This window comes from Brevibacillus migulae (genome assembly GCF_004521915.1).
GTDB classification, from domain to species: domain Bacteria; phylum Bacillota; class Bacilli; order Brevibacillales; family Brevibacillaceae; genus Brevibacillus_F; species Brevibacillus_F migulae.
The window spans coordinates 18,845-41,018 of the sequence record NZ_SDKD01000024.1 but is presented as its reverse complement, the minus strand read 5'-3'; the positions used below and the strand labels follow the sequence as shown (position 1 = coordinate 41,018).

The following is a 22,174-nucleotide window of genomic DNA, read 5'->3' as shown; positions in this document are numbered from 1 at the left end:
AAAGAGGTGATAAAAATGGAGCAAATCCAGAAAAGGATATTGGAGGACATCATTCGAAATAATTTTCCCGACCTTGATATTCAATACATGCAAATGCTTGGTGAAGGACGAATGAGTATAGCCATGCTTGTCAATGAAGAGTGGGTATTTCGCTTTCCGAAAAAACAAGAAGCCGCGGATGATTTGGAAAAGGAAATCAAAATCATGCCGAAGTTGGCAGAATGGATCACGCTGGCGATACCGCGTTTTGAATACGTCGGCAAACAAGATAATGGGTTTCCCTTTGTTGGTTATAAAATGCTGCCAGGTGAACTATTGGGGGAAGATTCGTTTCCTTCGCTTCCGGTTATTGAGCAAAGAATGATTGCTTGTCAGATCGCAAAATTTATTAATGAATTAAGCGCTTTTCCAGTGGATATCGCAAGGGAACTTGGTGTTCCTGAGGTTGATCTTCGCAAGAAATATACTGACATGTTCGAACAAGCCAAAAAAATCATTTTTCCTTTTTTCGAGCAAGACATGCAACATTACATCACATTTCGTTTCCAGACGTACTTTGATAGCTTGGACAATTTCAGTTATTCGCCGGCGCTAATCCATGCTGACCTTTCGCCGGATCATTATGTAATTGATCCTAAAGAACGCAACCTGACGGGGATTATCGATTTTGGCGACCTTTAGATTAGCGATCCTGACTACGAATATACATATATTTTTGAGGATTGCGGTGAAGACATTGCATGCCATGTTATGGAAGCAAGAAAAGTTGACCATATCGAACGGCGGTTGAAAAAGGTTTCCTTTTTCGTAATCGCCGACCACCTTGCAACAATTTTGGAAGGCAATGATCGAAAAGATCAGACGTTAATTGACGAAGGTATCCAGGCCATCCGTTTGGAAATGGAAAAGAGGTAACTCACTGGTACGTTTTTTAAGAACAGACGCTACCGCAGCTCCTCTTTTTGTTGCTCAACCAATGGGCAGGATAGTTCCAATATGTGGTATTATTTTGAAGACAAAATCTACTTATGGAGGCCATAGGAATTGTCCAATCCAAATCTTATATTTCCCGAAATGGAGACAGACAGGTTGAAACTTGCCATTCTTACCTTAGACGACACTGAAGCCGTCTTTAGGCATTTTTCAGATGAGAATGTAACAAGATTTATGGATATAAGCCCATGTAAAGACAGAAACGAAGCTGAAGAAATCATAAGATTCCACATAGAAGATACGGGTTGTCGCTGGGGGATTTTTAGCAAGAGTGATGCTCAGTTTATAGGAACTTGTGGCTTCCATTGCTGGGTACAAGGTGAACAATCTAGAGCTGAAATTGGATTTGATTTAGCAAGAGAATATTGGGGAAAAGGAATTATGCAAGAAGCATTGAAGCCTGTAATCGATTTTGGCTTCAAACATATGAGGCTAGACATAATTGAAGCTACTGTCGAGCAAGAAAATGACAGATCAATAAACTTGCTTCGAAAACTAAATTTTGAAAGAGAAACAGAATTAAGAGGCCCGTTGATTTATTATTTTTTACTTCGAGAACGTTGGGGAATACACTAACAGGATCGAGAGTTCAATAAGCTGAGCCAATCTTACAATTTATTATCGTACTGTGACTGGCTTTTGTGCAGCAGGATTAAATAGTAAACAAGGTGCCATCGTAATCGATTTCGCAATGGCACCTTTTGTATGTGGGAATCTTATGGTTGAATGGCAGAAGCCATTTTGGCATCCGCATGCTTTTTGATTTTGACCGCCATAAGTGAAGCGAAGAAGCAGACAAAGCCCGCAATCATAAAGGCTTGGGTGTACGTGCCGAGCCAGTCACGCATGACACCTGCACCATAAGCCGCGGCAGAAGCCCCTATCTGGTGGGCCACGACGATCCAGCCAAAGATCATTCCTGCCTTTTCTTTGCCAAACATTTTGCTGGACAGCTTGGCAGTCGGCGGTACAGTCGCGATCCAGTCCAAACCGTAGAATACAGAGAAGATGATGAGCATCATCGGCGTAGTTTCCAGGGCGTACGGCAGGAACAGCAAGGACAAACCGCGCAGTCCGTAGTACCAGAACAGGAGCCAACGGTTGTCAAAGCGATCAGACAGCCAGCCTGAGACCGTCGTGCCGACAAGATCGAATAATCCCATCATGGCGAGCAAGCCAGCAGCAGTTACTTCCGCTAGACCAACATCTCCACAGGCGGCGATAAGATGAGTGCCAATAAGGCCGTTCGTGGAAAAACCGCAGAAGAAGAAGGTTCCCGAGAGCAACCAAAAGGTCGAATTCTTCATGGCATAACGCAGATTTTGCAGGGGAGCCAAAAAGATATTGCCAGTAAATGGTGCAGGCGGCACGACGTCATCGGTTCCATATGGAGCGGCGCCTACATCTGATGGGTGGTTTCGCATCCAGATCGCGACTGCTGCCAAGACGAGGATCAGGGCAACGACAGTCGCGAAAATCGCGTATCTCCAACCCAAGTCCATTGTCAGCTTCGCCATCAAAGGCAGAAAGAGCAATTGACCGGTAGCGGCACTTGCAGTCAACAAGCCTACGACGAGCCCTTTGCTTTTGACAAACCACAGATTGCTTACGGTCACACCCAGGACGTTGGCCATCATCCCAGTAGCAAGACCAGAGACAAGACCCCAAAGAAGCTGAAATTGCCACAGTGCGGTCATAAACGGAGTAGCAGCCAAGCTGAGGGCTAGCACGGCAAGAGAGAGGACGACGACTTTGCGGACGCCGAAGCGCAAGAGCAAAGCAGCGGAAAAAGGCCCAACCAAGCCGTACAGAAAGATCCCCATGGAGAGAACGCTGGAGATGCTTCCTCGGCTCCAACCAAATTCATCCTGGAAGGGTACCAGCAAAATACTTGGCAGCGAACGAATCCCTGCAGATACCAAAAGAGTGACAAAGGTCAGCAGGACAATGATCCATCCATAGTACATACGAGACTTGGGCTTGAGGCCATTTTGTGCATTCGGAGAATCCATACATACACCCCACGATTTATAATTTTGTTTGTACATACAAAATACAAAAAAGGAAATAAAGCTGGTTATTTTTCCAGCTGCTTGCTTGAAGAAGTCAAGTACTGAGTCAACTGGTCGCTGAGTTCTTTTCCAAGGAGTTCCTCGTAGTTCTGCTTCAGCTTTTTGGAAGCTTGGCGAAGTGTTGGTCCCAGTTCTACACCTTTCTCGGTCGGGTACACCATAACGGTCTTTCCGTGAACTTTACGCTCCACGAGCTGCTTGGTCTCAAGCTTGTCGACGAAACGGGTCAGCGTCGAAGGAGTAATGGACAGCTTTTCTGAAAGCTCCTTTTGCGTAATGCCTGGGGATCCAATCACAAGACGAATGAGATACCCGTAAGCGGGCGTCAATCCTGTGGTGGCAAACGCCTCGTCGGCCATACGTGTAATCGCCCGGCTCAGACGGTTTGTGGTAAAGTACAGGCAGTTTTGCAAAAAATCTTCATCCTTTTCAGGTTTCATTTGGTCGGTCATCTTCTTTCCTCCACGTGGGGCAGGCTTGATGAATTTCTATTTTGTATGTACAACAAATAATAAGTGCGACGATTCGATCTGTCAATCAGGTAAAATACATTTTGTGGGAAGAGAGTTTTTTAGCTGTATCCTATAAATGGGTAGAGAATACCCTCAAATATAACCTTCATTGGCTAGACAGCAGGAGGGACAGAAACGCACTATAACATTCCTCCACATTTTGATCGGGAAATGAGCATTCGTTATCTCCAAAAGGAAAAGGTCGCTACCACCCCACTCATCTATGCCTTTCTTAAATCTAAAGTCAATAGATTTATTTGAATGATTCTCTGAAACCTAGCTAATGGCGATAATCTAGAGCGGGCTTTCAATCTATGAATAGGTTTAAAAATTTGGTAAACTTTTCATATGAGATTGTCTGCCTGAGGTCAAAGACTGTGCCGAGCGCATTCTCTTCGTATTCTCACCTGATCATAAAAAGGAATTTACGGATCATATCATTGGGGCGATAGGCTATTTATCGGCAATACCAGATGCCATCATTTTTGATGAAAGCTACCAAACGAACATTGGCTAAAATTCATTTATCCAATCGAATAGAACAGGAGAGATCGCGTTGCAGCTCTCAGATTCGACTTATTCCGCAATTAGGGCTCTATGTAAACAAGGCGATGATTTAGTGAAGACAGGCGACCTTGATGCCGCCAAGCAAAATTATATTGCCGCCCTCCGTTTATTGCCTGAAAATCATCAAGAATGGGAGGCCGCTACCTGGATATATGTAGCAATTGGGGATGTCCACTATCGTATGAAGAATTACGATAAGGCCTTCAAGTGCTTTTTTAATGCCGTACAGTGTCCGAAGGGGTTGGGTAATCCGTATATTCATCTTCGGCTGGGGCAGTTATATTACGAACAGGATAACTTTGAAAAGGCAGCTGACGAGTTAACTCGGGCTTACATGGGCGCCGGTATTGAGATTTTTATGGAAGACGACCCAAAGTATCTTGAGTTTTTGGAGACAAACATAGAGATTTGAAGTTTCAGGTTACGCAACAGATGATTGCGGATTTGAAATTTTTTTACCTTCAATTTCGAGCTGGAAGCAGGTTTATAGGGATTGAAATCACGTTCAAAGTAATTGTGTTAGTATTTGTAATACTGTTAAATTTTTTTAACAAGACGATTTAATGTAGTTCAAACAACCAGGGAGCAGATCGTCGTGAGCTGCTCCCTTTGTCATTGAAGCAACGAACAGATGAGTCTAACTTAAGGGTCCATCCTATGTCACAAATTGGTTTCATAAATCGTCACTTACACAAAAAATAACCAATTTCAAATACTGCGTTATTATTTCTAGGGATGAAAGGGGGTATAACATGTTAAGTCATATCATTACTTGGATAGTGGGAATTATTCTAAGTTTTCTTAGTGTTGTCCATTTATATTGGATGGCTGGCGGGAAGAAAGGTACTATAGCGGCGCTGCCGAGCAGGGGAGCGAAGCTATTGTTTCGACCGACAATTGTGGGAACTGGCTTGGTAGCAATAGCGTTGGCAGTATCTGGCTGGTACGTATTCGAGCTTGGGGGAGTTGTGAACAGATCGCTTTTCCCCGGGTCGTTGTTTCCTTATGGGGGCTGGGTTTTATCGTTAGTCTTCATTATTAGAGCCGTCGGAGATTTTCGCTGGGTTGGTTTTTTTAAGAAGCACAAAGGGACCGTATTTGCCAAATGGGATTCCGTTTTGTATTCTCCATTATGTCTTTTTTTGGGATTTAGCTTGGTGTTTATTACTTTAACGCAAAAATATTAACTGAAGTAAGAAATTGTGGATGGTTAAAACGGTATTAAAAGTGCTTGTTGAACAGGAATCTATAGTGGAATAAAGCGGTTGCTCGGATAACCTTTCTTTAAGTGCTACGCTAAAGGGCAGCTTAGTGGAATTGAAATCAAGAGGATAAGTCTATCTAATATTACTTGTCCCAGGCACCCCTCCACTCCACCGTTTGATGGATGGGATCAACTCAATAAATGCTTTTGAACGGTCTTCTCTCGGTTACACTGTCACAAATCAGATCCTTACGTTGTTATATGTGTGAAAAATGTAAGGAGATGAAGGGACATGAACGACTTGACATGCATTATCATTGGAGGCGGCCATGCAGGGCTAGGGGCGCTCAAAGCAATAAAGGAAGAGACCCGGGGCATGGTGAACGGACATCGTATTCGGTTTGTTCTGATCGACAAGCAGCCCGGTCATGTACGCAAAGTGATGTTGTTCCGACCGGCCGCAGGCGGGGAAGAGATTATGGTTCCCTGGTCGCGTTATTGTTCAAAAGGAGTCGAATTCTTGCAAGGTACTGTTACTTCCGTAGATAGTAAGGCCAAACGGATTCGATATACGGATGCGCAAGGAAATGAGGCCCAAATTCATTTTGACCTTTTAGTAGTTGCGGTCGGAAGCATTGTTCGTCGACCGGATCCCGATATGGGGGGGATCGCCTTGACCGACCCGGAAGCGGCGGCAGACATCCGGGAGCGCTGGCGTGCCAATCTGCGGAAGGCTACCGTCGAGACAAACCCTGAGGAACGAAAGCGACTAATGACAATCGCGGTTGCGGGGGCGGGCATCAGCGGCATCGAGACGTCCGCCGAGCTGGTGCTCGCCATGCGGAAGGAAGCGGAGGCACTAGGACTGAATCCGTCTGAAGCTTCCGTCTATTTGTTAAATGCTAACGAGCGGCTGTTTCCGGAAGGGCCGGAAAAAGTTGGACGAAAGTTGGAGATGTCGCTCAGGGAATGTGGAGTGACCGTGCTTCACAATCGAAAGGCAATGAGGGAGCAAGCAGGAGTGTTGGCGTTGAGCAATAGTGATCGTCTACCGGTTGGCCTATGTATATGGACGATTGGTCTGATACCGAATCCGGCCCTCTGCAGCATGGGCTTGCCGCTTACCTCTGAAGGTCAAGTGCTGGTGGATGAATGTTATCGCGTCCGAGGGATGTCGGGCTTATACAGCATTGGCGATTGTGCGAGAATCGTCGATCCGAGCACCGGCAAGGTAGATCAGATGACGTGCAAAGAAGCTGGGCCACAGGCGTTAAGACTGGGAAAAATCGTGATGGCTGATCTGGAGGGCCGTTCCGCGCCGGTTCACAAATCGTTTATGGATACCTTCGGCTTCGGCCTTGGGCAAAATCGCGGGTTGATGTGGGTACGCAAATGGGGAGTTGATATCATCATAACGGGGAAGCTTGCGTGGAAAGTCAAAAAGCTGGGATGGGATTTTGCTAGCTGGCTCCGATAGAAACAAAGGGACCAAGTATATTAATGTCTAATAGCCCGGAGAAGGTGAAACGACGGATGGAGGAACTGTATGATCAATATAGAGCGCTTTTGTTCACGTTGGCTTATCAGTTGACTGGCTCCACGGCAGACGCGGAAGATGCGGTGCAGGATGTATTTGTTAAGGCGTGTGACGTACATCCCGAACGTTTGGAGGAGCCGAAAGCGTATTTGTGCAAGATGGTAACCAATCGCTGCCTCAATCTGCAAAAGTCGGCGAGGAAGAAGAGGGAGATGTACGTCGGTCCCTGGCTCCCTGAACCGATTCGGACGCAGGATGCGGATCAGCTCGAGACGACGGTCGTCCGCCGCGATCTGCTGTCTTACGCTATGCTCGTACTGCTCGAGCGGTTGTCTCCGACAGAACGGACAGTTTTCGTCCTGCGTGAGGCGCTGGGGTTCGATTATCCCGAAATAGCCGAACTGCTGGGCAAGAAAGAGGCGAATTGCCGCAAATTAATGAGCCGGGCAAAAAGTAAGATGGGAATATCCGAAGATGAGCCAGTCGAGGTCGAGGCGGTCGAACAGGAATGGGTTAACCAGTTCCTCGCATCCCTCGAGCAAGGTAACGTCGATCATGTAATGTCTCTGTTGACCGAAGACGTCATGCTCGTTGCCGATGGAGGCGGAAAAGCAACCGCGTACAAACGTCCGGTGCAATCGTGCGATCACGTGGCCCGAGCTCTGCTCGACGGGTTCAAGAGTATTGGGTCCTATCAGGGAAAACTTCGCTTCGAGGCTGTCCCTCTGAACGGTGAGACCGGTATAGTACTCCGTTCGGAGGACGAAACTCTGGCCGCAATATTATTACAACTCCGACGCGGAAAGCTTGCCAAAATGTATGCCGTACGAAACCCGGATAAGCTTGTCTGGGTTTAGTCAGGCGACTGCGGATTTTTCCAAGTCTCCATCAAAGTTAAATAATTTACAAAGTAAGGGCCATCCCACAAAGGATGGCTCTAAATACTTGTTAAAAGAAAAGACTGAGAAATAAAGTATTAGACTAACAATAGCGGTAAACTAACGCCCAGGTTGCAATGCGACACTACAACCAGATCGGGTATGGGACTGCCAACATCGAAAACAAACGCTAATTAGAGCAGGAATTTGGACTCTAAGAACGCCTTGAAATATAAAGAAACACCGTTCATGTATCTAATCTGTTTTCGAACCCTCGCTCTCCAGGTCGAGGGTTCGATCGCGTTGCGTCAGGACGCCGAAGCCTTAGGGCGCGCAAAATAGATAGTTGCTGGTCCGCCATCGATGTTCGGCCAAGCAGTGATAGGCCTCGTACTAAAGTGAAGCGAGTGCACGTTTGATGATCGCCTTTACGAACTGGTCGTCGATCGGTTCGCGTGAGAACCAGCGGCGGTAGAAGAGTGGCCCCAGCAGAGCTGCGACGATAGTTGACACGTCGGTGTGTGCCGACAGCTCGCCTCTGTCTACCGCGCGCTGTAGAACCTCTCGCAGGGGGGCGGCGTGTCCGCGCTGAATCCGACTGTGGATTTCCGCGAACTCCGGATTGCGCTCGGCTGTGTCGACGATTGACGGCAGGACGTAGGACCAATTCGCCGTCGGTAGCAGGTGCGCGATTTCCATCAGGATAGCCGTGACGTCACCTTCGAGCGAGCCGGTGTCGGGCGTTTCCTGCTCGGCAATCATCCGTGAACAGGCATCGATCACCAGCGCTTCACGCGTCGGCCAGTGGCGGTAGATGGTCGTCTTCGCGACCCCGGAACGACGCGCCACCTCGTCGACGGAAAAGCTAGCCACACCGCCTTCGCTGAGCAGTTCAAACGCAGTGGTCAGGATGGCATGTCGTGAACGCTCGACGCGTCTATTCAAATTGGCCGACGGCACAGGTTCAGATTTCTTAGACGAAGTCACCATCTTCCCTCCAACATAAAAGTACTTAGACTTGGATTCGTTGCCTTAATAAAAATTCCTTCACATTATACCATGAGAGCATCCTTGGCGCCGGGGATTTCGGCTTGCCATTTACAGCACTCCTTGATTGTGCTTCAGTGAGGCAACGAAGCATTTTCGAGTCATTTTTGTTAGTCGTACGGTCACTTGTATTCTCCAGGTCAATATGTTACGCTACGATACAGTATCGTAGCGTTTTATTATCGAAAGGATGATGTTTCATGAATTTCGCTTCTGTACGCATAATTACTGACGACTTGGATCGACTCGTCGTGTTCTATGAAAAAGTCACAGGTGTTTTGGCGAAGCGCCCCGCCCCTGTCTTCGCTGAGTTCATTCTGCCATCGTGTACCCTGGCGATCGGCCACTCCCAGACGGTGCAACTGTTCGGCGCCGGTTCCGTGCGCGCGGCCGACAACCACACCGTCATCATCGAGTTTCGAGTTCACGACGTCGATGCCGAGTATACGCGCTTGAAGCCGCTTGTCGACGAGTGGGTACAGGAACCGACCACGATGCCATGGGGGAACCGCTCTGCACTGTTTCGCGACCCCGACGGCAACCTCGTCAACCTCTTCGCTCCGGTTACCGAGGAAGCGCTCGAGCGGTTCAGCGGCAGGCCTTAACGGACAGCGTTCCTACGCAAAGAGTAATGGAGGAAGTTCGCGCCTGAAACTCTCCTGACCGCCGCGCGTGGTGTGTCCATGTTGGTAGTATTATCGGGTCGGGAGCCGGCGGTTGCAAAAATTCTGGGGAAGGTTAGTTGAATGACAACAGCGGCAGGTCTAAGACTTTTTTTCTAGTCTTGATCCGCCGCTGTTTCCTTTAACGGATCAAATCTAAAACTTATTTTTCAAATGCCGACGGTTTTTCAATTCAAAACCGCGTTAGATCAACGACTCCAGTCTAATGCTTTATTTTCACCGAACAGCTGCCGCGAATATCTACGGCTGCTTCGTTAGGCTAGAGGGCAGGATTGTTTTCCCTTGTGAAACGAAAGAATCAATTCAGTCGGGCCAGGTCTGGTCACATTAGCAATCCATAAGAAACCGGACATACTGTTGGAAGATAAAATGTAGGTATAAAAGAGGCTGCAACTGGAACGTTTAATCCTGATGATAAATGTGCGAGAAAACCAGGGAGGAGAGTCAGTGGCATGGCAAAGATCGTTTTCGCATTGAACCAGTCTCTGGACGGGTTCGTCGACCACATGGCATTTCAGCCCGCCCCCGTGCTATTCCGTCATTTCATTGAGGACGTGCGCGGCCTGGCGGGCATCGTGTACGGGCGCCTTATGTACGAGACCATGCGGTATTGGGACGGAGACCATTTGGAATGGGATGCGCCGGAACGAGAATACGCAGCGGCGTGGCAAAGCAAACCGAAGTGGGTGGTGTCGAGGACGTTAAAGTCCGTCGGTCCGAACGCTTCTCTGATCGAGGGCGACCTCGCAGCGGCCATACGTGGGCTGAAGGCTCAGCATGAAGGGGAGATTGAAGTTGCCGGGCCGGAGTTGGCGCACAGTCTAACGGAGCTCGGTCTCGTTGATGAGTATCGACTTTATCTCCATCCAGTCGTGCTGGGTAACGGCAAGCCGTTCTTCGCTGGTCCGCGGCCGCCGCTGCGCCTCGTGGCAAGCGATCGAATTGGCGAGCAGGTGATCAGATTGACCTACGTACCAGTTTAGTTGTGCGGTTGACCCAGCTGCCAAAAGGGTACGTAAATTATCTGAGGTGGTCTCAAGGAGGAATACATGAATGATATATGTTATCAGACATGGACAAACAGAACTAAATAGAGAAGGGAGATTACACCATGTCGGATGAGATCACAGCACACGGCGTCGCCTGGCCACCTGCCCCGATCATGACCGAGCGGCTGGTACTCCGCCAGTCGGAGGCAAGGGACCGTGCGGCGCTGATCGACCTATTCGCCTCACCAGAGGTGGGCACCTACGTCGGCGGCTCCCGACCGCGTGACGAGCTCGAGCGCGTGCTGCCCGAGGTGCCCGGGCAGCGCTTCGGCTTCTTCGTGGTCGAGCTCAACGGAACAATGATCGGCATGATCACGCTCGATCGGCGCGACCCGGAGCGTAAGGGTCACATCCGTCCAGAGGGCGGGGAGACCGAGCTCGGCTACATGTTCCTGCCGCAGGCGTGGGGACGCGGGTACGCCACCGAGGCGTGCGCAGCGGCGCTCGGATGGTTTGCCGATGCGCATCCCGGCGAGCCGGTGGTGCTCTCTACCCAGACCGCCAACGAGGCCGCGATGCGCGTCGCGGCGAAGCTGGGGTTCACCGAGGTGGAGCGGTTCGAGGACTACGGCGCCGAACAGTGGCTTGGCGTGTGGTACCCGGACACGCCGTCCGAATGAGCTCATGCCCGACAGCGCGACGGTTCGGCTAGGCAACCCATCGGCAGTCAGTATTTGGGGACGATTTTGATAAAAATCAATTAAAAATCCAGCTTAAAAATGTAGCCTCATTTATTGACGAAAGGGATGCGTTGAAGCGGAGAGTCTTTTGATGATTTCTTTGTGCTTCATGGAGTTAATGGGTACGTTTCTGTAATAACGGTTGCTTCGGCAGCCGTTTTTTATTGCTACGTTAATGCGCAGGAAAACGACAGGAAGGAAGCAAAATCTATTGAGGAACAATTTTCATCATTTTAGTTCTTGAAAGGAGAAGAGAAATGGCAGAGATTCTTTTATTTCACCACTCATTGGGACTAACAAAGGGTGTTAATGCTTTCGCCGACGAGCTCAGAGGGGCGGGTCACACTGTTCATGTTCCTGACCTTTTCGACGGTCATTTATTTACTACGATCGAGGATGGTATGGCCTATGTCAATGAGATCGGCTTCGAAGAGATAACAGAGCGAGGTATACGTGTGGCCAGTGAGCTTCCGCGTGAGATCATCTACGCGGGGTTTTCGCTCGGTGTGGTTGCGGCTCAGCAGCTCGCTCAGACTCGTAAAGGCGCTCGTGGTGCATTGTTGTTTTACTCCTGCGTTCCGACCTCGATGTTCGGATCTCCCTGGCCGGCGGAATTACCGGTGCAGATTCACGGCATGGACGCTGATCCCTACTTCGTTGATGAGGGCGACATTGAGGCGGCACGCGAGCTCGTGGATACAGCCGATCATGCCGAACTCTTTTTGTACCCAGGAAATGAGCACTTCTTTGCAGATAGCAGTTTGCCGTCATATGACGCCAACGCAACGACGCTGCTGTTGCAGCGTGTACTCGAATTCCTCCAACATTTGGATAAATGAGCGTTTGCTTAGGAACAGTCACATTGATGTGGATAGCCAGTTACGCTACCGGGGATCGTTAGCTTCAATAAAGCAGCCGTAGTCTAAGACTTCATTTTTCAAGTCATAGAATGCGGCTGTCTTATCCTAGGGAAACTCTCCGCGGTTTTGCAAAATCGGTTTACCACACTTACACCTGCTCAACCCCATAACGAGCCAAAGCTTTTGCCGTCGACTCATACATCCGCTGCTTAAGCTGCTCGCCTTCTATTACCCGCACCCGTTTACCGAGAAACCGGATTTTGGAGAGTACATACTCGCGTTCGTCACCGAGATATGTAACTTTGATGCGGTAAATATCGCTTTCATCCAGGTACGCTACTTCTTTTTCAAAACAGGAGAAAGCATAGAGGATTCTTGATAATTCTCGATTATACATCCGGACAACCTCGATGACCGCATGCTCTTTTCGCGATTCCAGCCTCGCTTCGATTTTCGCCGTTAGCTCTTCAGCAAGGGTGGCAGGTACTGATTCCTCATGGACAGACTCGATATTCTGAAGCTTCGTCGACATGTAGAGGTGATGCCTGCGATGGTACCAAAGCAAATACCATTCCTTTTTGACCATCGAATATTCCAGCTTATAAGGAAAGCCTGATTGATCGCAGTTGATCCTGCCATCTTTATTACAATAGGTGATGCGAATCCCCTGGTTCTTTTCCAGAATGCGGCGGAGTGTGCGCAGGAGCGGGTGATACACCTGCTTCTCCATGCTTTTTGCTTTTTCCATCAACCCGGAAAATTCAATGGTCTCTTCCTGCTCCAAAAGTGTCACTAATTTTTCCAGCGTTTCGGCCGGGAATGCGTCGGCAGCGGCTGGATGGCCGAGCATCGTTTTTAACCAGCTGCGTTCCTGGGAGGTAAGCGTAAACGTCCCCGATTCATCCAGGCGGGAGATCACTTGATAATTAAAGATCTTCTCGAACAGGTTCATAGTAGGATTGAATCTCCTTCCACTCTGCGATAAACTCCCGACGCAAATAGCTGGGTTCCAGCACCTCGCAGCTGGAACCAAAGCTGCGGAGCCACGGCTTAATCTCGGTTGTGCCATTCACCGTGATCTCATAGATGAACGAGTTTTCGTTTTCCTCGGTAATCGTTCCCCATTGTCCTTGGAGCTGCACGCGTTCCTTGATGAAATTGGTTTGCGCTCCCTCTGGATGGTAGAAGCGCGCTTTGATTTTCACCGGATTGCCCGTGTCAACTAACCAGCTGTAACGCAAGCTTTCCTCAAGTTTCTGGAGCTTACGCGCAAACTCCTCTTCGGAAACGGCTTCACCCACCTCGATTTGGGTAAGGCCTTCCACCCTGTATTTCACAATGCCCAAGCGAGGAACGTTGCCGAGCACATACCATCTCCCGTATTGGTGGTCGTACACGACTTTCAACGGGAGCAACAGCTCCTGTTTCCCTGCGGCTTCCCGTTCAAACAGGGGATTCGTATTCTTGGACGCATACCGGGTCCGTGATTTGGGAGAAAAGTAGACAAACCATATTTTCCGCCGCTCACGAATTGCTTGGAATAAGGTGTAGAGGTGCGCCTCATCCAGTATGCGAGAGTAATAGTGATACTTGTAGAGGAACGGCTCTGCAATCGGCTGGGCGTCCTCTTTTTGTTTGCGCGCTTTCTTCAGGCTATCCCGCAGCAGATACCCTTGAACGGAAGGAACCTGAGTGTTTGCCATCACGTCAACGAAGTCATACAGATCTAGCAATTCATCTTCTGACAGCTGCGTCACAAGATCATTATTCATGCGATAGCGATAAGGCCGCCTGCCAGTCTCTCTGCGAATCACTCCGACTTCCTCCAGGTACTTGAGGTCAGTGCGGATCGTTTTCTCGTCAGGGAGCGGGAAATCCTCAGGAAGTCCGCTCGAGCAAACATCCATCAGCTCCGCCGCGGTCAACGATTGCTCCTGAAGGGCAATCAAAATCAATGAAAGCCGGTAGCTTTCCGATTCCTTCAAGGACTTGGCCCGATAGAGGAACAGCAGCATCGGATCGGACGATTCATAGTAGCTAAAGCGGAGCATATCCGCAAATTCTTTGCCCTGGTTTTCGGGAAGCTCTTCCGTAACCGTATGGACGATCTCTTTGAGACGCTTGATCGTTTTATCGAAGGTATGGACGGATATGCCCAAACGTTCCGCAAATTGCTGACGGCTGTAAGCACCGCTTGTAAGCACGAGCATACGCAAGAACTGAATTTCTTTGTCAAAGCTTTCTCTGGCCATCGGTTCTCCCCGTTTCTACGTACAAATCATCTCCTCACATTGTAACGGGGGAGAGCAAATGGAGGAAATGGAAAAGTTTTTCTTCTGTCGTAATACTTTCGCCATGTTCGGTTTCTCTCTCATAAGCGATGATAAAGGCAGATCTTTGAGGCGCATGGATGGGTTACTTCGCTATGGAAGAACTGGTCGTTGGTTCGAATCCAACCTCTGCGTTAATCGCAGTGTAGCTCAGCTGGTAGAGCGGTCTTTGCACCTATCCAAGGGATTTCTTCCTCAATGATCCGCGAAAAGGATTGCCGGCGAGGCGCCGGAGAGGGTTACTTCGATAAATTGAATCGGTCAATATCACTGGGCATTACGGCAGGTTCGAGTCCTGCAAATATCCTTCTCCCCCTTTCCTCGCCGGTTTCCATACATAAGGAGGCGAACGCGATGAGTTTCGCACGAAAGCTGTTCTCAGCATCGAAACCAACCACCTATAACAAAGACGGATACCCGGCGTTTACGCGTTCTATAGAAGAACAATACCTGCAAACACTGTTGACCAATACGATGGGAAACACGTTTTATGCGGACCAAAACCAATTGCTGGCGGAAGCGGAGCTGCTACATATGGAAATGGCGGAGCAGAATCCGCAGTTTATGGCAAAGGCGATCGTGTTTGCCCGCAATGAAGGGTTTATGCGCCTGCAGCCGTTGTTTGGGCTTGCTGTATTGTCGTTGTTTCGGCCTGATTTGTTTGCCAGGATCTTTCTCCAGGTCGTGAAAATCCCGTCGGACTTGTCCGATTTCCTTACCATTTTAAAAGGGATGGGAAGGGGTGAAGGCGGAAGGGCCGTTAAGCGGCAGATCAACCGATTCTTGGCGGGCGTATCTGAATACTGGGCGCTCAAGTATAACGGCCGTGGCCGCGGTTACAGCCTGGGAGATGCTATCGCTACTGCTCACCCGAAGCCGGCTGATCTCAAGCAGCAGGCATTATTCCGCTATTTGCGCGGGTATGAGGCGAATCTGGCGTTGATTCCGCAGGTGGAAGCCTTGGAGAAATTGAAGCAGGCGACGACCGAAGAGGAACAAATCCATTGGATTCATGCAGGCAAGCTTCCCTATGAAACGGTGACAGGCACCATCAAGCCGACGAAAGCGATCTGGGAAGCGTTGCTGCACCAGATGCCGACTTTTGCGCTGCTGCGTCACTTGCAAGCGCTGGATCGCGCTGGGGTGTTCGAGAAAAAGGAGAATCTCGATTATGCCGTAAGCAGACTGACAGACCGCCAAGCGCTGCAAAAAGCAAAAATATTGCCCTTCCGTTTTGCGAAAGCGTTCCAGCAGGTCGAGCATCCTGAATTGCGCGATGCGCTGCGGGAAGCAGTAGAGCTGACGTTTGACAATCTGCCTGAGCTGGGCGACCATACAGCGATTTTCCTGGATATCTCGGGCTCGATGGACGGGGAGTATCTGCAAATCGGTTCGGTGTTCGCGCTTGCGCTGTATAAGAAAACACAAGGAAATTCCTTGTTCTGGCTGTTTGATACGGAAGTGGTGGATGCCAAGCCATCACGCCATGACAGCATTCTAAGTCAGGCAGAACGCATTCGCGCACATGGCGGGACCGATACGGGAGCGCCTGTGAGGAAGCTGACATGGGCAAAGAAGCGGGTCGACCAGATCATCATCATTACTGACGAGCAGCAAAACAGCGGCAGCCCGTTCTATGCGGAATTGCGCAAATACCGCGAGAAAGTGAACCCGGATGTGAAGGCGTTTATCGTCGATATCGCCCCGTATCGCAGTGCGATGGTGCCGCCGCAGGACAAGAATACATTTTATATCTATGGATGGAGCGACACCGTGCTCTCGTATATTGCACAAACGGTACAAGGATATTCAACCATGATAGAGCGGGTTGAATCTATCGAGTAAAGGAAGGAAAGGAGAAACCACCATGTCTGACTACAAACAACTCATCCTGCAAGAGCTTCAAAAGATCGAACAAGAGGAAAATGTCCGCATCCTGTATGCCTGCGAATCAGGAAGCCGGGCATGGGGGTTTCCTTCCAAAGATAGCGATTATGACGTTCGCTTTCTCTACATTCGGCCAGTGGAATGGTACGTTTCCATCTTTGAAAAAAGAGACGTGATCGAGAGGCCGATCAACAACATGCTTGACGTCAACGGATGGGATTTGCGCAAAGCCCTGTATTTGTTCCGGAAATCCAATCCGCCGATCCAGGAGTGGCTGCGCTCTCCGATTCAATATTACGAAAAATATTCGGTGGCGAAGCAGATGCGCAGCTTATCTCCGCTGACTTTTTCGCCCAAGTCTTGCATGTACCACTATCTCAGTATGGCAAAAGGGAACTTTCGCGACTATCTGCAAGGCGAGCAGGTAAAGCTCAAAAAGTACTTTTATGTACTCCGCCCTATACTGGCGTGCGGCTGGATCGAGAAGTTCAACACGATGCCGCCGATGGAATTTGACCTTCTGGTAGAAAAGCTGCTGCCTGCGGATCGTGAGCTGCGAGAAGCCATCCAACGTCTCCTGACGCGAAAGAAGGCGGGAGAAGAGCTGGACTATGAGCCAAGAGTCACGCCGATCCACGATTATTTAGAGGAGAGGATCGAATATTTTCAAGGTATATCAACATCATTGAAGCTTGCGGAAGGCGGTCAGGATCAACAGCTTGATGCCTTGTTCCGCTCCGCTTTGCAAGAAGTATGGGGGTAGCAAATGGCTATTGTGCAACTGAAATCAACAAACCCAACTCTTTCTTTTCTGATCAAGAAGAATCCGAATTCCGGCATGATCCTCCGGTCGATTCGCAAAGGAATCGCTTATGGCTGGTATACGGATAGCTCCACCTACAATGTGTATTTCAAGGATGCAGACAATGAGATTTCCTACAAGCAGGTTCAACAGGAAAACTTCGAATATTTGAATGTGTCACGATATAACACGCCGCTGTTTCCGTTGAACGCAATCAACGAATTCTTTTCTGCGCCGCTGAAAGCGCAGGATGAGCGGGACGTAGAGGGCTATGAGCATAGCTTTTTCATCAACATGATTCATATCGAGTTGGTACGTTACATTGATATATTCGCCCGGCACATGAAGGATTTTTCCTTTGAGATCAAGCATCATGCGCATAAAAGTTACTCGCTCACTGTGACCACGCGGAAAAGTCTCTATCAGCTGCTGCATGTAACGAGTGTTCTGTGCCTGTTTCTGTCCACATTTGGCAATGAATACATCGATATTTCGGATAACATCCTGGATAAATACGTGAAGAGCATCAATGTGATCGATGCCCCTTTCTATATCCGCAGCCTGTTTGTGCGAAACCTCCTGTCTTCCAGGGATCGTTTTGCCAAATATAAAGCGGAGATCGAAAAGAGCGGCCGATACGACATCCAGTTTGCGTTTGGCAATACCGCGCTGCAGAGAAGGAACTATATCGGCAGTGCACTGCCCTTTAACAAATCGATCCTTGATATTGGCTGCGGGGAAGGCTTTTACGCGATTCCTTTCGCGGCCAAGATAGAGGGAAGCTATTATGCGATTGATATCAATGAAGAAGCGTTGGCATCCGTTAATCGCAAAGCAACGGCGAAAGAGCTTGAAAACATAGTAACCTTTGGTTCGATTGAACACTTTTTAGAGGTGTATAACGGAGAGTTGGTCGATATTATTCTGACGGAAGTCATTGAGCACATGAGCCAGGAAGAGGCCGCCATGCTGATTCAGCTGGTTTGCAAGAATATCGATTTCGACTATTTTCTCATTACGACACCGAACGCTGACTTCAATCCGTACTATGAACTGAGCGGATTCCGGCATGACGACCACAAGTGGGAGATGGGGCAAGAAGCATTTCAGAAGTGGTTGCTGGATGTTATCAGCGGGACGGATCTGCATTATGAGTTCGTTTACATGGGTGACGGAGTAAACAACATCCGAACAACGCAAGGAGTCATTCTTAAGAAAAGGGGGGCCTGACAGTGGAGCTCCAGACAAAGGTTCATACGATTCTCATGATGGTCGGATCGACGGAATGCGGCAAAACCACGTTTGCCAAGGAAGTGTTGATACCCGGCTTGCGTTTTGCCTTTGAGTCGCAACAGTTCCAAGCAAACATCCAATATATTTCCTCTGATCAGATTCGCCAGGAGGTTCTTGGATTTGAGTACGATAAATATGATCAGGTCATGCTGGAAGCGAGCGAGCAGGCTTTCCATCTTCTCTATGAAAAGCTGAAAATGGCCACATCCTATCCGATCAATGCGGAGTTCGTCGTACTCGATACTACCGGGTTATCCGAAGAGTTTCGGGCTAAGATTCGGGCCATCGCCCATGAAAATAACTACAACGTGGAAGTAATTCTGTTTGATTATCGCAACCGCGAAGATTATTACGCGTCGGAACGTTCCAAAAAACTGATTAGCAAACACATCAATCGATTAAAAAAGGACGTTCTCGGCACGTTGTCCCGTGAAGGCTATGCAAACATTCACCGGGTGCGTTACAAAAACTTTTACTCACCGACAGAGAAGAAAGCCAATCCTGATTACAACGTGGTCATCGAGGATGTCCATGATTACCTGTCCACGATTCTTCCCCAGGATCAAAGGTATATCATCATCGGCGATGTCCATGAATGCATCCAGGAGTTGAAAGGGCTTTTGCTCAGCTATGGCTATCAGATAGACGGCAATAAGCTGGTTGCCACCGATAAAGTGCAAAATACCAGGATCATCTTGGCGGGCGACTGGATCGACAAGGGGAAGAACACGAGAGAGACGGTAGAATTCCTCTATAATAATCAGGAGCACTTCCTGTTCGTCACGGGCAATCATGAGCATTTTGTCTACAAGTATTTGAAAGGGGAAATAAAGGGCGTCGAGCAAGCGCTTCTCCACTCCTTTTTCGATTCCACCCAAGTCCTGAAAAACGATGCAGAGCTGCTGCGGAAGTTTAACCACTTATATACGCTATCGAAGCCGTTTTTCAAAATGATTGGAGCAAAGGGTCCATCGTTCATCGTGACTCACGCGCCATGCAGAAAAAAATACATGGGCAAGCTGGACATCAATTCGGTCCGCCATCAACGAAATTTCCGTCTTGATCGCAGTGAGAAGCTGGAGGAGCGGCTAGCCTTCCTGGCACAGGAAGCGGTGAACAATCATCCGTATCACGTCTTCGGGCATATCGCCGCCAAGCAAGCGTTCCGCATCAAAAACAAAATCCATCTCGATACCGGAAGCGTCCATGGCAATCAGCTGACTTCGGTGAGCTTTTCACATAAGCCGTTTTTCAAATCACAGAAGTCAGCAAACGCCGTGATGACGGACGAATTGCCAACGTTGTTCCATGCAGAACGAGGCGTTGCGATTCAGGATCTGGGGGATGATGAACTGCGCAGGCTGCATTATTGCTCGCAAAATAAAGTCAATTTTATCTCGGGTACGATGGCTCCGGCCGATAAGGATGATGCCAGGCAAGAGCTCGAGTCGCTGCGTAGCGGTTTGGACTATTTTGCAAAACGAGGGATCCGACAGGTTGTGCTGCAGCCGAAATACATGGGCTCCAGATGCAACATCTATCTGCATAAGGAGCTTGAACAGTGCTTTGCGGTCAGCCGCAACGGGTACAAAATCAAGCAGATTGATTTGAAGGAGATTTACCATTCGTTGCTTGATAAGTTCGGCGGGTACATGGAGCAGAACAAAATAGCCATGCTGCTTTTGGATGGAGAGCTGCTTCCGTGGAGAGCGATGGGGGCAGGGTTGATTGAAAAGCAGTTTACCCCCATCGAGAAAGCCTTGGAAAGCGAATTGGCCTTTGTGCAGCAGAATGGGTTCGAACAAGCATGGCACACGCTGGTGGATCAATATAAGGCAAGCGGGTTTGAACAAGACCAGTACCACACAGCGAAAGCCGCGCTGAGTGAAAAATACGGATCCAGCGTGTATCAAAACTATAAGCATGTCTATGAGCTGTTGGAGGCGCATGTGTCTGTAGACGATCAGGTGAGGGCCTATCAAACCTATCAAAAACAGCTTGAGCTCTATGCGGATGAGGGGGAGCTTGCATACAAGCCGTTCGCGCTGTTGAAGGTGGTCTATGACCATGGGAAAGAGCAGATACCCGATTGGAAAACCTCGGAGATGTACAGCTTCCTATCTGATGATGACTTCCTCCTGATCGACTTATCCGAAGTTGACCATTACGAAAAGGCGGAGCAATTCTTCGCACGGTTAACGCTTGAAAATCATATGGAAGGCGTCGTGATCAAGCCGGAGATCTTGGACGGCAAAACGGTTCCTTACTTGAAGGTTCGCAATCCGGATTATTTAACGCTCGTCTACGGCTATGACTATCGTTTCTCGCACAAGTACCGGAAGCTGATGAAGCAGAAAAACATCCATCAAAAGCTGCGGACCTCGATGAATGAATATCGACTTGGAAACCGCATGCTGGCGATTCCCTTTCATGAGATTTCGCCCGAGCATGAGGAGTATAAGGCAACGGTAGCAAATCTTTTATTTGAAGTGGCCAGGGAAAAAGAATTTGACCCCAGGTTGTAGGGGGAATAACCGATAAAATCAAGCAAAGAGAGTGTCATTCGTGTAGAAAAAACTACTTGAACGACACCCTTGTCACATGAAAATAAAGTTGTAGACTGAGAAAATAAAGTGTTAGACCGTGAAAATAAAGTTCTTGACTGGTAGCTGTTGCGTAAGCTAGCGGGCAGTTTAACGCAGCAAATATTTCGTGCGGAACACAATCCAGTCTGTTATGTCTAGACTAAGGGCCATCCCCTGAGGTGGCTATTTTTTATTTAACCTTCTTTCTTGACCTTTACACTAATGTGAAACTTTATAATAAATTTAGTGCTCCAAATCTGTGAGGTGATCGTTTTGAAGATAGGAAAGGTAAGAAAAATAACCGGCGTTAGCGCCCGATCGATTCGCTATTATGAGGAGAAAGGATTGATCAAAGCATCTCGTCAAGAAAATAATTACAGGGAATATGACGAAAAGGTGATCGATTCCATAAACACAATTCAACTTTATCTAGGTTTAGGGCTGACAACGGAACAAATTCGAGACATCATCTTCTGCAAATATCCTGAGCATCAGGAGCATAAAGATAAGGACGTCTATTGTGAGGAATTACTGATTATGTATCAGTCGAAAATGCATGAGCTCAACCAACAAATAGCTGCATTAACCGAAGCGAAGTTCAATTTGGCCGAAAAAATCAATCAGATGGTACAAAAACGGGAGGAGGAAAACGAGTGACTATATTAGTTACAGGGGCAACGGGAACCGTAGGGCGACACGTCGTGGACCAACTTATTCAAAAGGGACAAAAGGTACGTGCATTGACACGTAATCCGCTGCAAGCCAATCTTCCTAATGATGTAGAGGTTGTCGCGGGAGATTTAAGTGATCCAAGTACGCTAATTTCTGCGTTGGTTGGCATAAGCGGCATGCATTTAATTACAACAGGCGCTGAATATACCCCGTTACAAACGGGTCCAGAAATCGTTGAACTTGCTGAGAAGGCTGGGGTGCGCAGGGTTACCATTTTATGGAATGGTGAGAAAGGCCCTTTTGAGATGGCAGTTGAGGCAAGTGGTCTGGAGTGGACTCAACTTCAAGCCTTTGAATTTATGGCAAATGCACNCTTCAAGCCTTTGAATTTATGGCAAATGCACGAAAATGGGCGAACTCAATACGCTCTGAGGGGGTTGTTCGAGATCTGTTTGGAGGATCACGAATTGCTTCTGTTCATGAAGCGGATATTGGACGGGTCGCAGCGGTTGCACTAACTGAG

Annotated in this window: 22 protein-coding genes; 17 read left to right on the top strand and 5 right to left on the bottom strand. The window is 48.5% G+C overall.

Features of this window, described 5'->3' with window-relative positions; genetic code table 11:
• Positions 1-15 precede the first annotated feature (15 nt).
• The 3 genes from EIZ37_RS21725 (at position 16) to EIZ37_RS21720 (ending at position 1,569) form a co-directional block, all read left to right on the top strand.
• A complete protein-coding gene (locus EIZ37_RS21725; RefSeq protein ID WP_167569078.1) occupies positions 16-681 on the top strand; it encodes a phosphotransferase family protein in 666 nt (221 codons plus the stop codon).
• A gap of 69 nt (positions 682-750) precedes the next feature.
• Positions 751-915, top strand: a complete 165-nt coding sequence (locus tag EIZ37_RS26120; protein ID WP_167569076.1) for a hypothetical protein — start codon at positions 751-753, stop codon at positions 913-915.
• 174 nt (positions 916-1,089) lie between these two features.
• A complete protein-coding gene (locus EIZ37_RS21720) occupies positions 1,090-1,569 on the top strand; it encodes a GNAT family N-acetyltransferase (RefSeq protein ID WP_328591373.1) in 480 nt (159 codons plus the stop codon).
• A 140-nt stretch (positions 1,570-1,709) separates the two neighbouring features.
• Here the strand turns inward: EIZ37_RS21720 and EIZ37_RS21715 are convergent, their stop codons facing one another.
• Positions 1,710-3,005 (bottom strand): MFS transporter, encoded by a 1,296-nt coding sequence (locus EIZ37_RS21715; RefSeq protein ID WP_134686862.1) that lies wholly within the window; start codon positions 3,003-3,005, stop codon positions 1,710-1,712.
• A 65-nt stretch (positions 3,006-3,070) separates the two neighbouring features.
• On the bottom strand, positions 3,071-3,517 hold the full coding sequence (locus tag EIZ37_RS21710) for a MarR family winged helix-turn-helix transcriptional regulator (protein WP_134686861.1): 447 nt from the start codon (positions 3,515-3,517) through the stop codon (positions 3,071-3,073).
• A gap of 616 nt (positions 3,518-4,133) precedes the next feature.
• Here EIZ37_RS21710 and EIZ37_RS21705 point away from each other — a divergent pair.
• From EIZ37_RS21705 to sigJ, 4 genes are all read left to right on the top strand, one after another.
• Complete coding sequence (locus tag EIZ37_RS21705; protein WP_134686860.1) at positions 4,134-4,556, top strand: tetratricopeptide repeat protein; 423 nt, start codon at positions 4,134-4,136, stop codon at positions 4,554-4,556.
• A 340-nt stretch (positions 4,557-4,896) separates the two neighbouring features.
• A complete protein-coding gene (locus tag EIZ37_RS21700) occupies positions 4,897-5,331 on the top strand; it encodes a DUF3995 domain-containing protein (protein WP_134686859.1) in 435 nt (144 codons plus the stop codon).
• Between the two features lie 309 nt (positions 5,332-5,640).
• Positions 5,641-6,825, top strand: a complete 1,185-nt coding sequence (locus tag EIZ37_RS21695; RefSeq protein WP_134686858.1) for an NAD(P)/FAD-dependent oxidoreductase — start codon at positions 5,641-5,643, stop codon at positions 6,823-6,825.
• A gap of 56 nt (positions 6,826-6,881) precedes the next feature.
• Entirely contained in the window at positions 6,882-7,742 is an 861-nt protein-coding gene (sigJ, locus tag EIZ37_RS21690) for an RNA polymerase sigma factor SigJ (RefSeq protein WP_134686857.1), read from the top strand.
• Positions 7,743-8,156: 414 nt separating this feature from the next.
• On the opposite strand, the gene EIZ37_RS21685 is transcribed toward sigJ, so the two are convergent.
• Positions 8,157-8,753, bottom strand: coding sequence for a TetR/AcrR family transcriptional regulator (locus EIZ37_RS21685; protein ID WP_134686856.1), 597 nt, complete (start codon positions 8,751-8,753; stop codon positions 8,157-8,159).
• Between the two features lie 257 nt (positions 8,754-9,010).
• On the opposite strand from EIZ37_RS21685, the gene EIZ37_RS21680 reads away from it, so the two are divergent.
• The 4 genes from EIZ37_RS21680 (at position 9,011) to EIZ37_RS21665 (ending at position 12,061) form a co-directional block, all read left to right on the top strand.
• On the top strand, positions 9,011-9,415 hold the full coding sequence (locus EIZ37_RS21680; RefSeq protein ID WP_134686855.1) for a VOC family protein: 405 nt from the start codon (positions 9,011-9,013) through the stop codon (positions 9,413-9,415).
• A gap of 530 nt (positions 9,416-9,945) precedes the next feature.
• A complete protein-coding gene (locus tag EIZ37_RS21675; RefSeq protein WP_134686854.1) occupies positions 9,946-10,476 on the top strand; it encodes a dihydrofolate reductase family protein in 531 nt (176 codons plus the stop codon).
• Positions 10,477-10,604: 128 nt separating this feature from the next.
• A complete protein-coding gene (locus EIZ37_RS21670; RefSeq protein ID WP_205683873.1) occupies positions 10,605-11,162 on the top strand; it encodes a GNAT family N-acetyltransferase in 558 nt (185 codons plus the stop codon).
• A gap of 317 nt (positions 11,163-11,479) precedes the next feature.
• Entirely contained in the window at positions 11,480-12,061 is a 582-nt protein-coding gene (locus EIZ37_RS21665; protein WP_134686853.1) for a dienelactone hydrolase family protein, read from the top strand.
• Between the two features lie 169 nt (positions 12,062-12,230).
• On the opposite strand, the gene EIZ37_RS21660 is transcribed toward EIZ37_RS21665, so the two are convergent.
• Entirely contained in the window at positions 12,231-13,034 is an 804-nt protein-coding gene (locus tag EIZ37_RS21660) for a WYL domain-containing protein (protein ID WP_134686852.1), read from the bottom strand.
• Positions 13,009-14,334 (bottom strand): helix-turn-helix transcriptional regulator, encoded by a 1,326-nt coding sequence (locus EIZ37_RS21655; RefSeq protein WP_134686851.1) that lies wholly within the window; start codon positions 14,332-14,334, stop codon positions 13,009-13,011. The genes EIZ37_RS21660 and EIZ37_RS21655 overlap by 26 nt, the downstream gene beginning before the upstream one ends.
• Positions 14,335-14,766: 432 nt before the next feature.
• Between EIZ37_RS21655 and EIZ37_RS21650 the strand changes: the two genes are divergently transcribed.
• The 6 genes from EIZ37_RS21650 to EIZ37_RS26475 all read left to right on the top strand — a co-directional run bounded on the left by EIZ37_RS21650 (position 14,767) and on the right by EIZ37_RS26475 (position 22,169).
• Entirely contained in the window at positions 14,767-16,257 is a 1,491-nt protein-coding gene (locus tag EIZ37_RS21650) for a TROVE domain-containing protein (protein ID WP_134686850.1), read from the top strand.
• 22 nt (positions 16,258-16,279) lie between these two features.
• Positions 16,280-17,062: a nucleotidyltransferase domain-containing protein gene (locus EIZ37_RS21645; protein ID WP_134686849.1), complete on the top strand. Its 783-nt coding sequence runs from the start codon at positions 16,280-16,282 to the stop codon at positions 17,060-17,062.
• Between the two features lie 3 nt (positions 17,063-17,065).
• Entirely contained in the window at positions 17,066-18,331 is a 1,266-nt protein-coding gene (locus EIZ37_RS21640; protein ID WP_134686848.1) for a class I SAM-dependent methyltransferase, read from the top strand.
• A gap of 2 nt (positions 18,332-18,333) precedes the next feature.
• On the top strand, positions 18,334-20,919 hold the full coding sequence (locus EIZ37_RS21635; RefSeq protein ID WP_134686847.1) for a metallophosphoesterase: 2,586 nt from the start codon (positions 18,334-18,336) through the stop codon (positions 20,917-20,919).
• A 324-nt stretch (positions 20,920-21,243) separates the two neighbouring features.
• Complete coding sequence (locus tag EIZ37_RS21630) at positions 21,244-21,636, top strand: MerR family transcriptional regulator (RefSeq protein ID WP_407921165.1); 393 nt, start codon at positions 21,244-21,246, stop codon at positions 21,634-21,636.
• The gene (locus EIZ37_RS26475; protein ID WP_235828153.1) at positions 21,633-22,169 is read left to right on the top strand and encodes an SDR family oxidoreductase; all 537 of its coding nucleotides are present in this window, start codon (positions 21,633-21,635) and stop codon (positions 22,167-22,169) included. Before EIZ37_RS21630 ends, EIZ37_RS26475 begins: the two co-directional genes overlap by 4 nt.
• Positions 22,170-22,174: the final 5 nt, after the last annotated feature.

Bases quoted from the DNA above. Each gene is read 5' to 3' on its own strand.
- EIZ37_RS21725 (WP_167569078.1), top strand. From the start codon at position 16: ATGGAGCAAATCCAGAAAAGGATATTGGAGGACATCATTCGAAATAAT.
- EIZ37_RS26120 (WP_167569076.1), top strand. From the start codon at position 751: ATGGAAGCAAGAAAAGTTGACCATATCGAACGGCGGTTGAAAAAGGTT.
- EIZ37_RS21715 (WP_134686862.1), bottom strand. From the start codon at position 3,005: ATGGATTCTCCGAATGCACAAAATGGCCTCAAGCCCAAGTCTCGTATG.
- EIZ37_RS21710 (WP_134686861.1), bottom strand. From the start codon at position 3,517: ATGACCGACCAAATGAAACCTGAAAAGGATGAAGATTTTTTGCAAAAC.
- EIZ37_RS21700 (WP_134686859.1), top strand. From the start codon at position 4,897: ATGTTAAGTCATATCATTACTTGGATAGTGGGAATTATTCTAAGTTTT.
- EIZ37_RS21695 (WP_134686858.1), top strand. From the start codon at position 5,641: ATGAACGACTTGACATGCATTATCATTGGAGGCGGCCATGCAGGGCTA.
- sigJ (WP_134686857.1), top strand. From the start codon at position 6,882: ATGGAGGAACTGTATGATCAATATAGAGCGCTTTTGTTCACGTTGGCT.
- EIZ37_RS21685 (WP_134686856.1), bottom strand. From the start codon at position 8,753: ATGGTGACTTCGTCTAAGAAATCTGAACCTGTGCCGTCGGCCAATTTG.
- EIZ37_RS21680 (WP_134686855.1), top strand. From the start codon at position 9,011: ATGAATTTCGCTTCTGTACGCATAATTACTGACGACTTGGATCGACTC.
- EIZ37_RS21675 (WP_134686854.1), top strand. From the start codon at position 9,946: ATGGCAAAGATCGTTTTCGCATTGAACCAGTCTCTGGACGGGTTCGTC.
- EIZ37_RS21670 (WP_205683873.1), top strand. From the start codon at position 10,605: ATGTCGGATGAGATCACAGCACACGGCGTCGCCTGGCCACCTGCCCCG.
- EIZ37_RS21665 (WP_134686853.1), top strand. From the start codon at position 11,480: ATGGCAGAGATTCTTTTATTTCACCACTCATTGGGACTAACAAAGGGT.
- EIZ37_RS21660 (WP_134686852.1), bottom strand. From the start codon at position 13,034: ATGAACCTGTTCGAGAAGATCTTTAATTATCAAGTGATCTCCCGCCTG.
- EIZ37_RS21655 (WP_134686851.1), bottom strand. From the start codon at position 14,334: ATGGCCAGAGAAAGCTTTGACAAAGAAATTCAGTTCTTGCGTATGCTC.
- EIZ37_RS21650 (WP_134686850.1), top strand. From the start codon at position 14,767: ATGAGTTTCGCACGAAAGCTGTTCTCAGCATCGAAACCAACCACCTAT.
- EIZ37_RS21645 (WP_134686849.1), top strand. From the start codon at position 16,280: ATGTCTGACTACAAACAACTCATCCTGCAAGAGCTTCAAAAGATCGAA.
- EIZ37_RS21640 (WP_134686848.1), top strand. From the start codon at position 17,066: ATGGCTATTGTGCAACTGAAATCAACAAACCCAACTCTTTCTTTTCTG.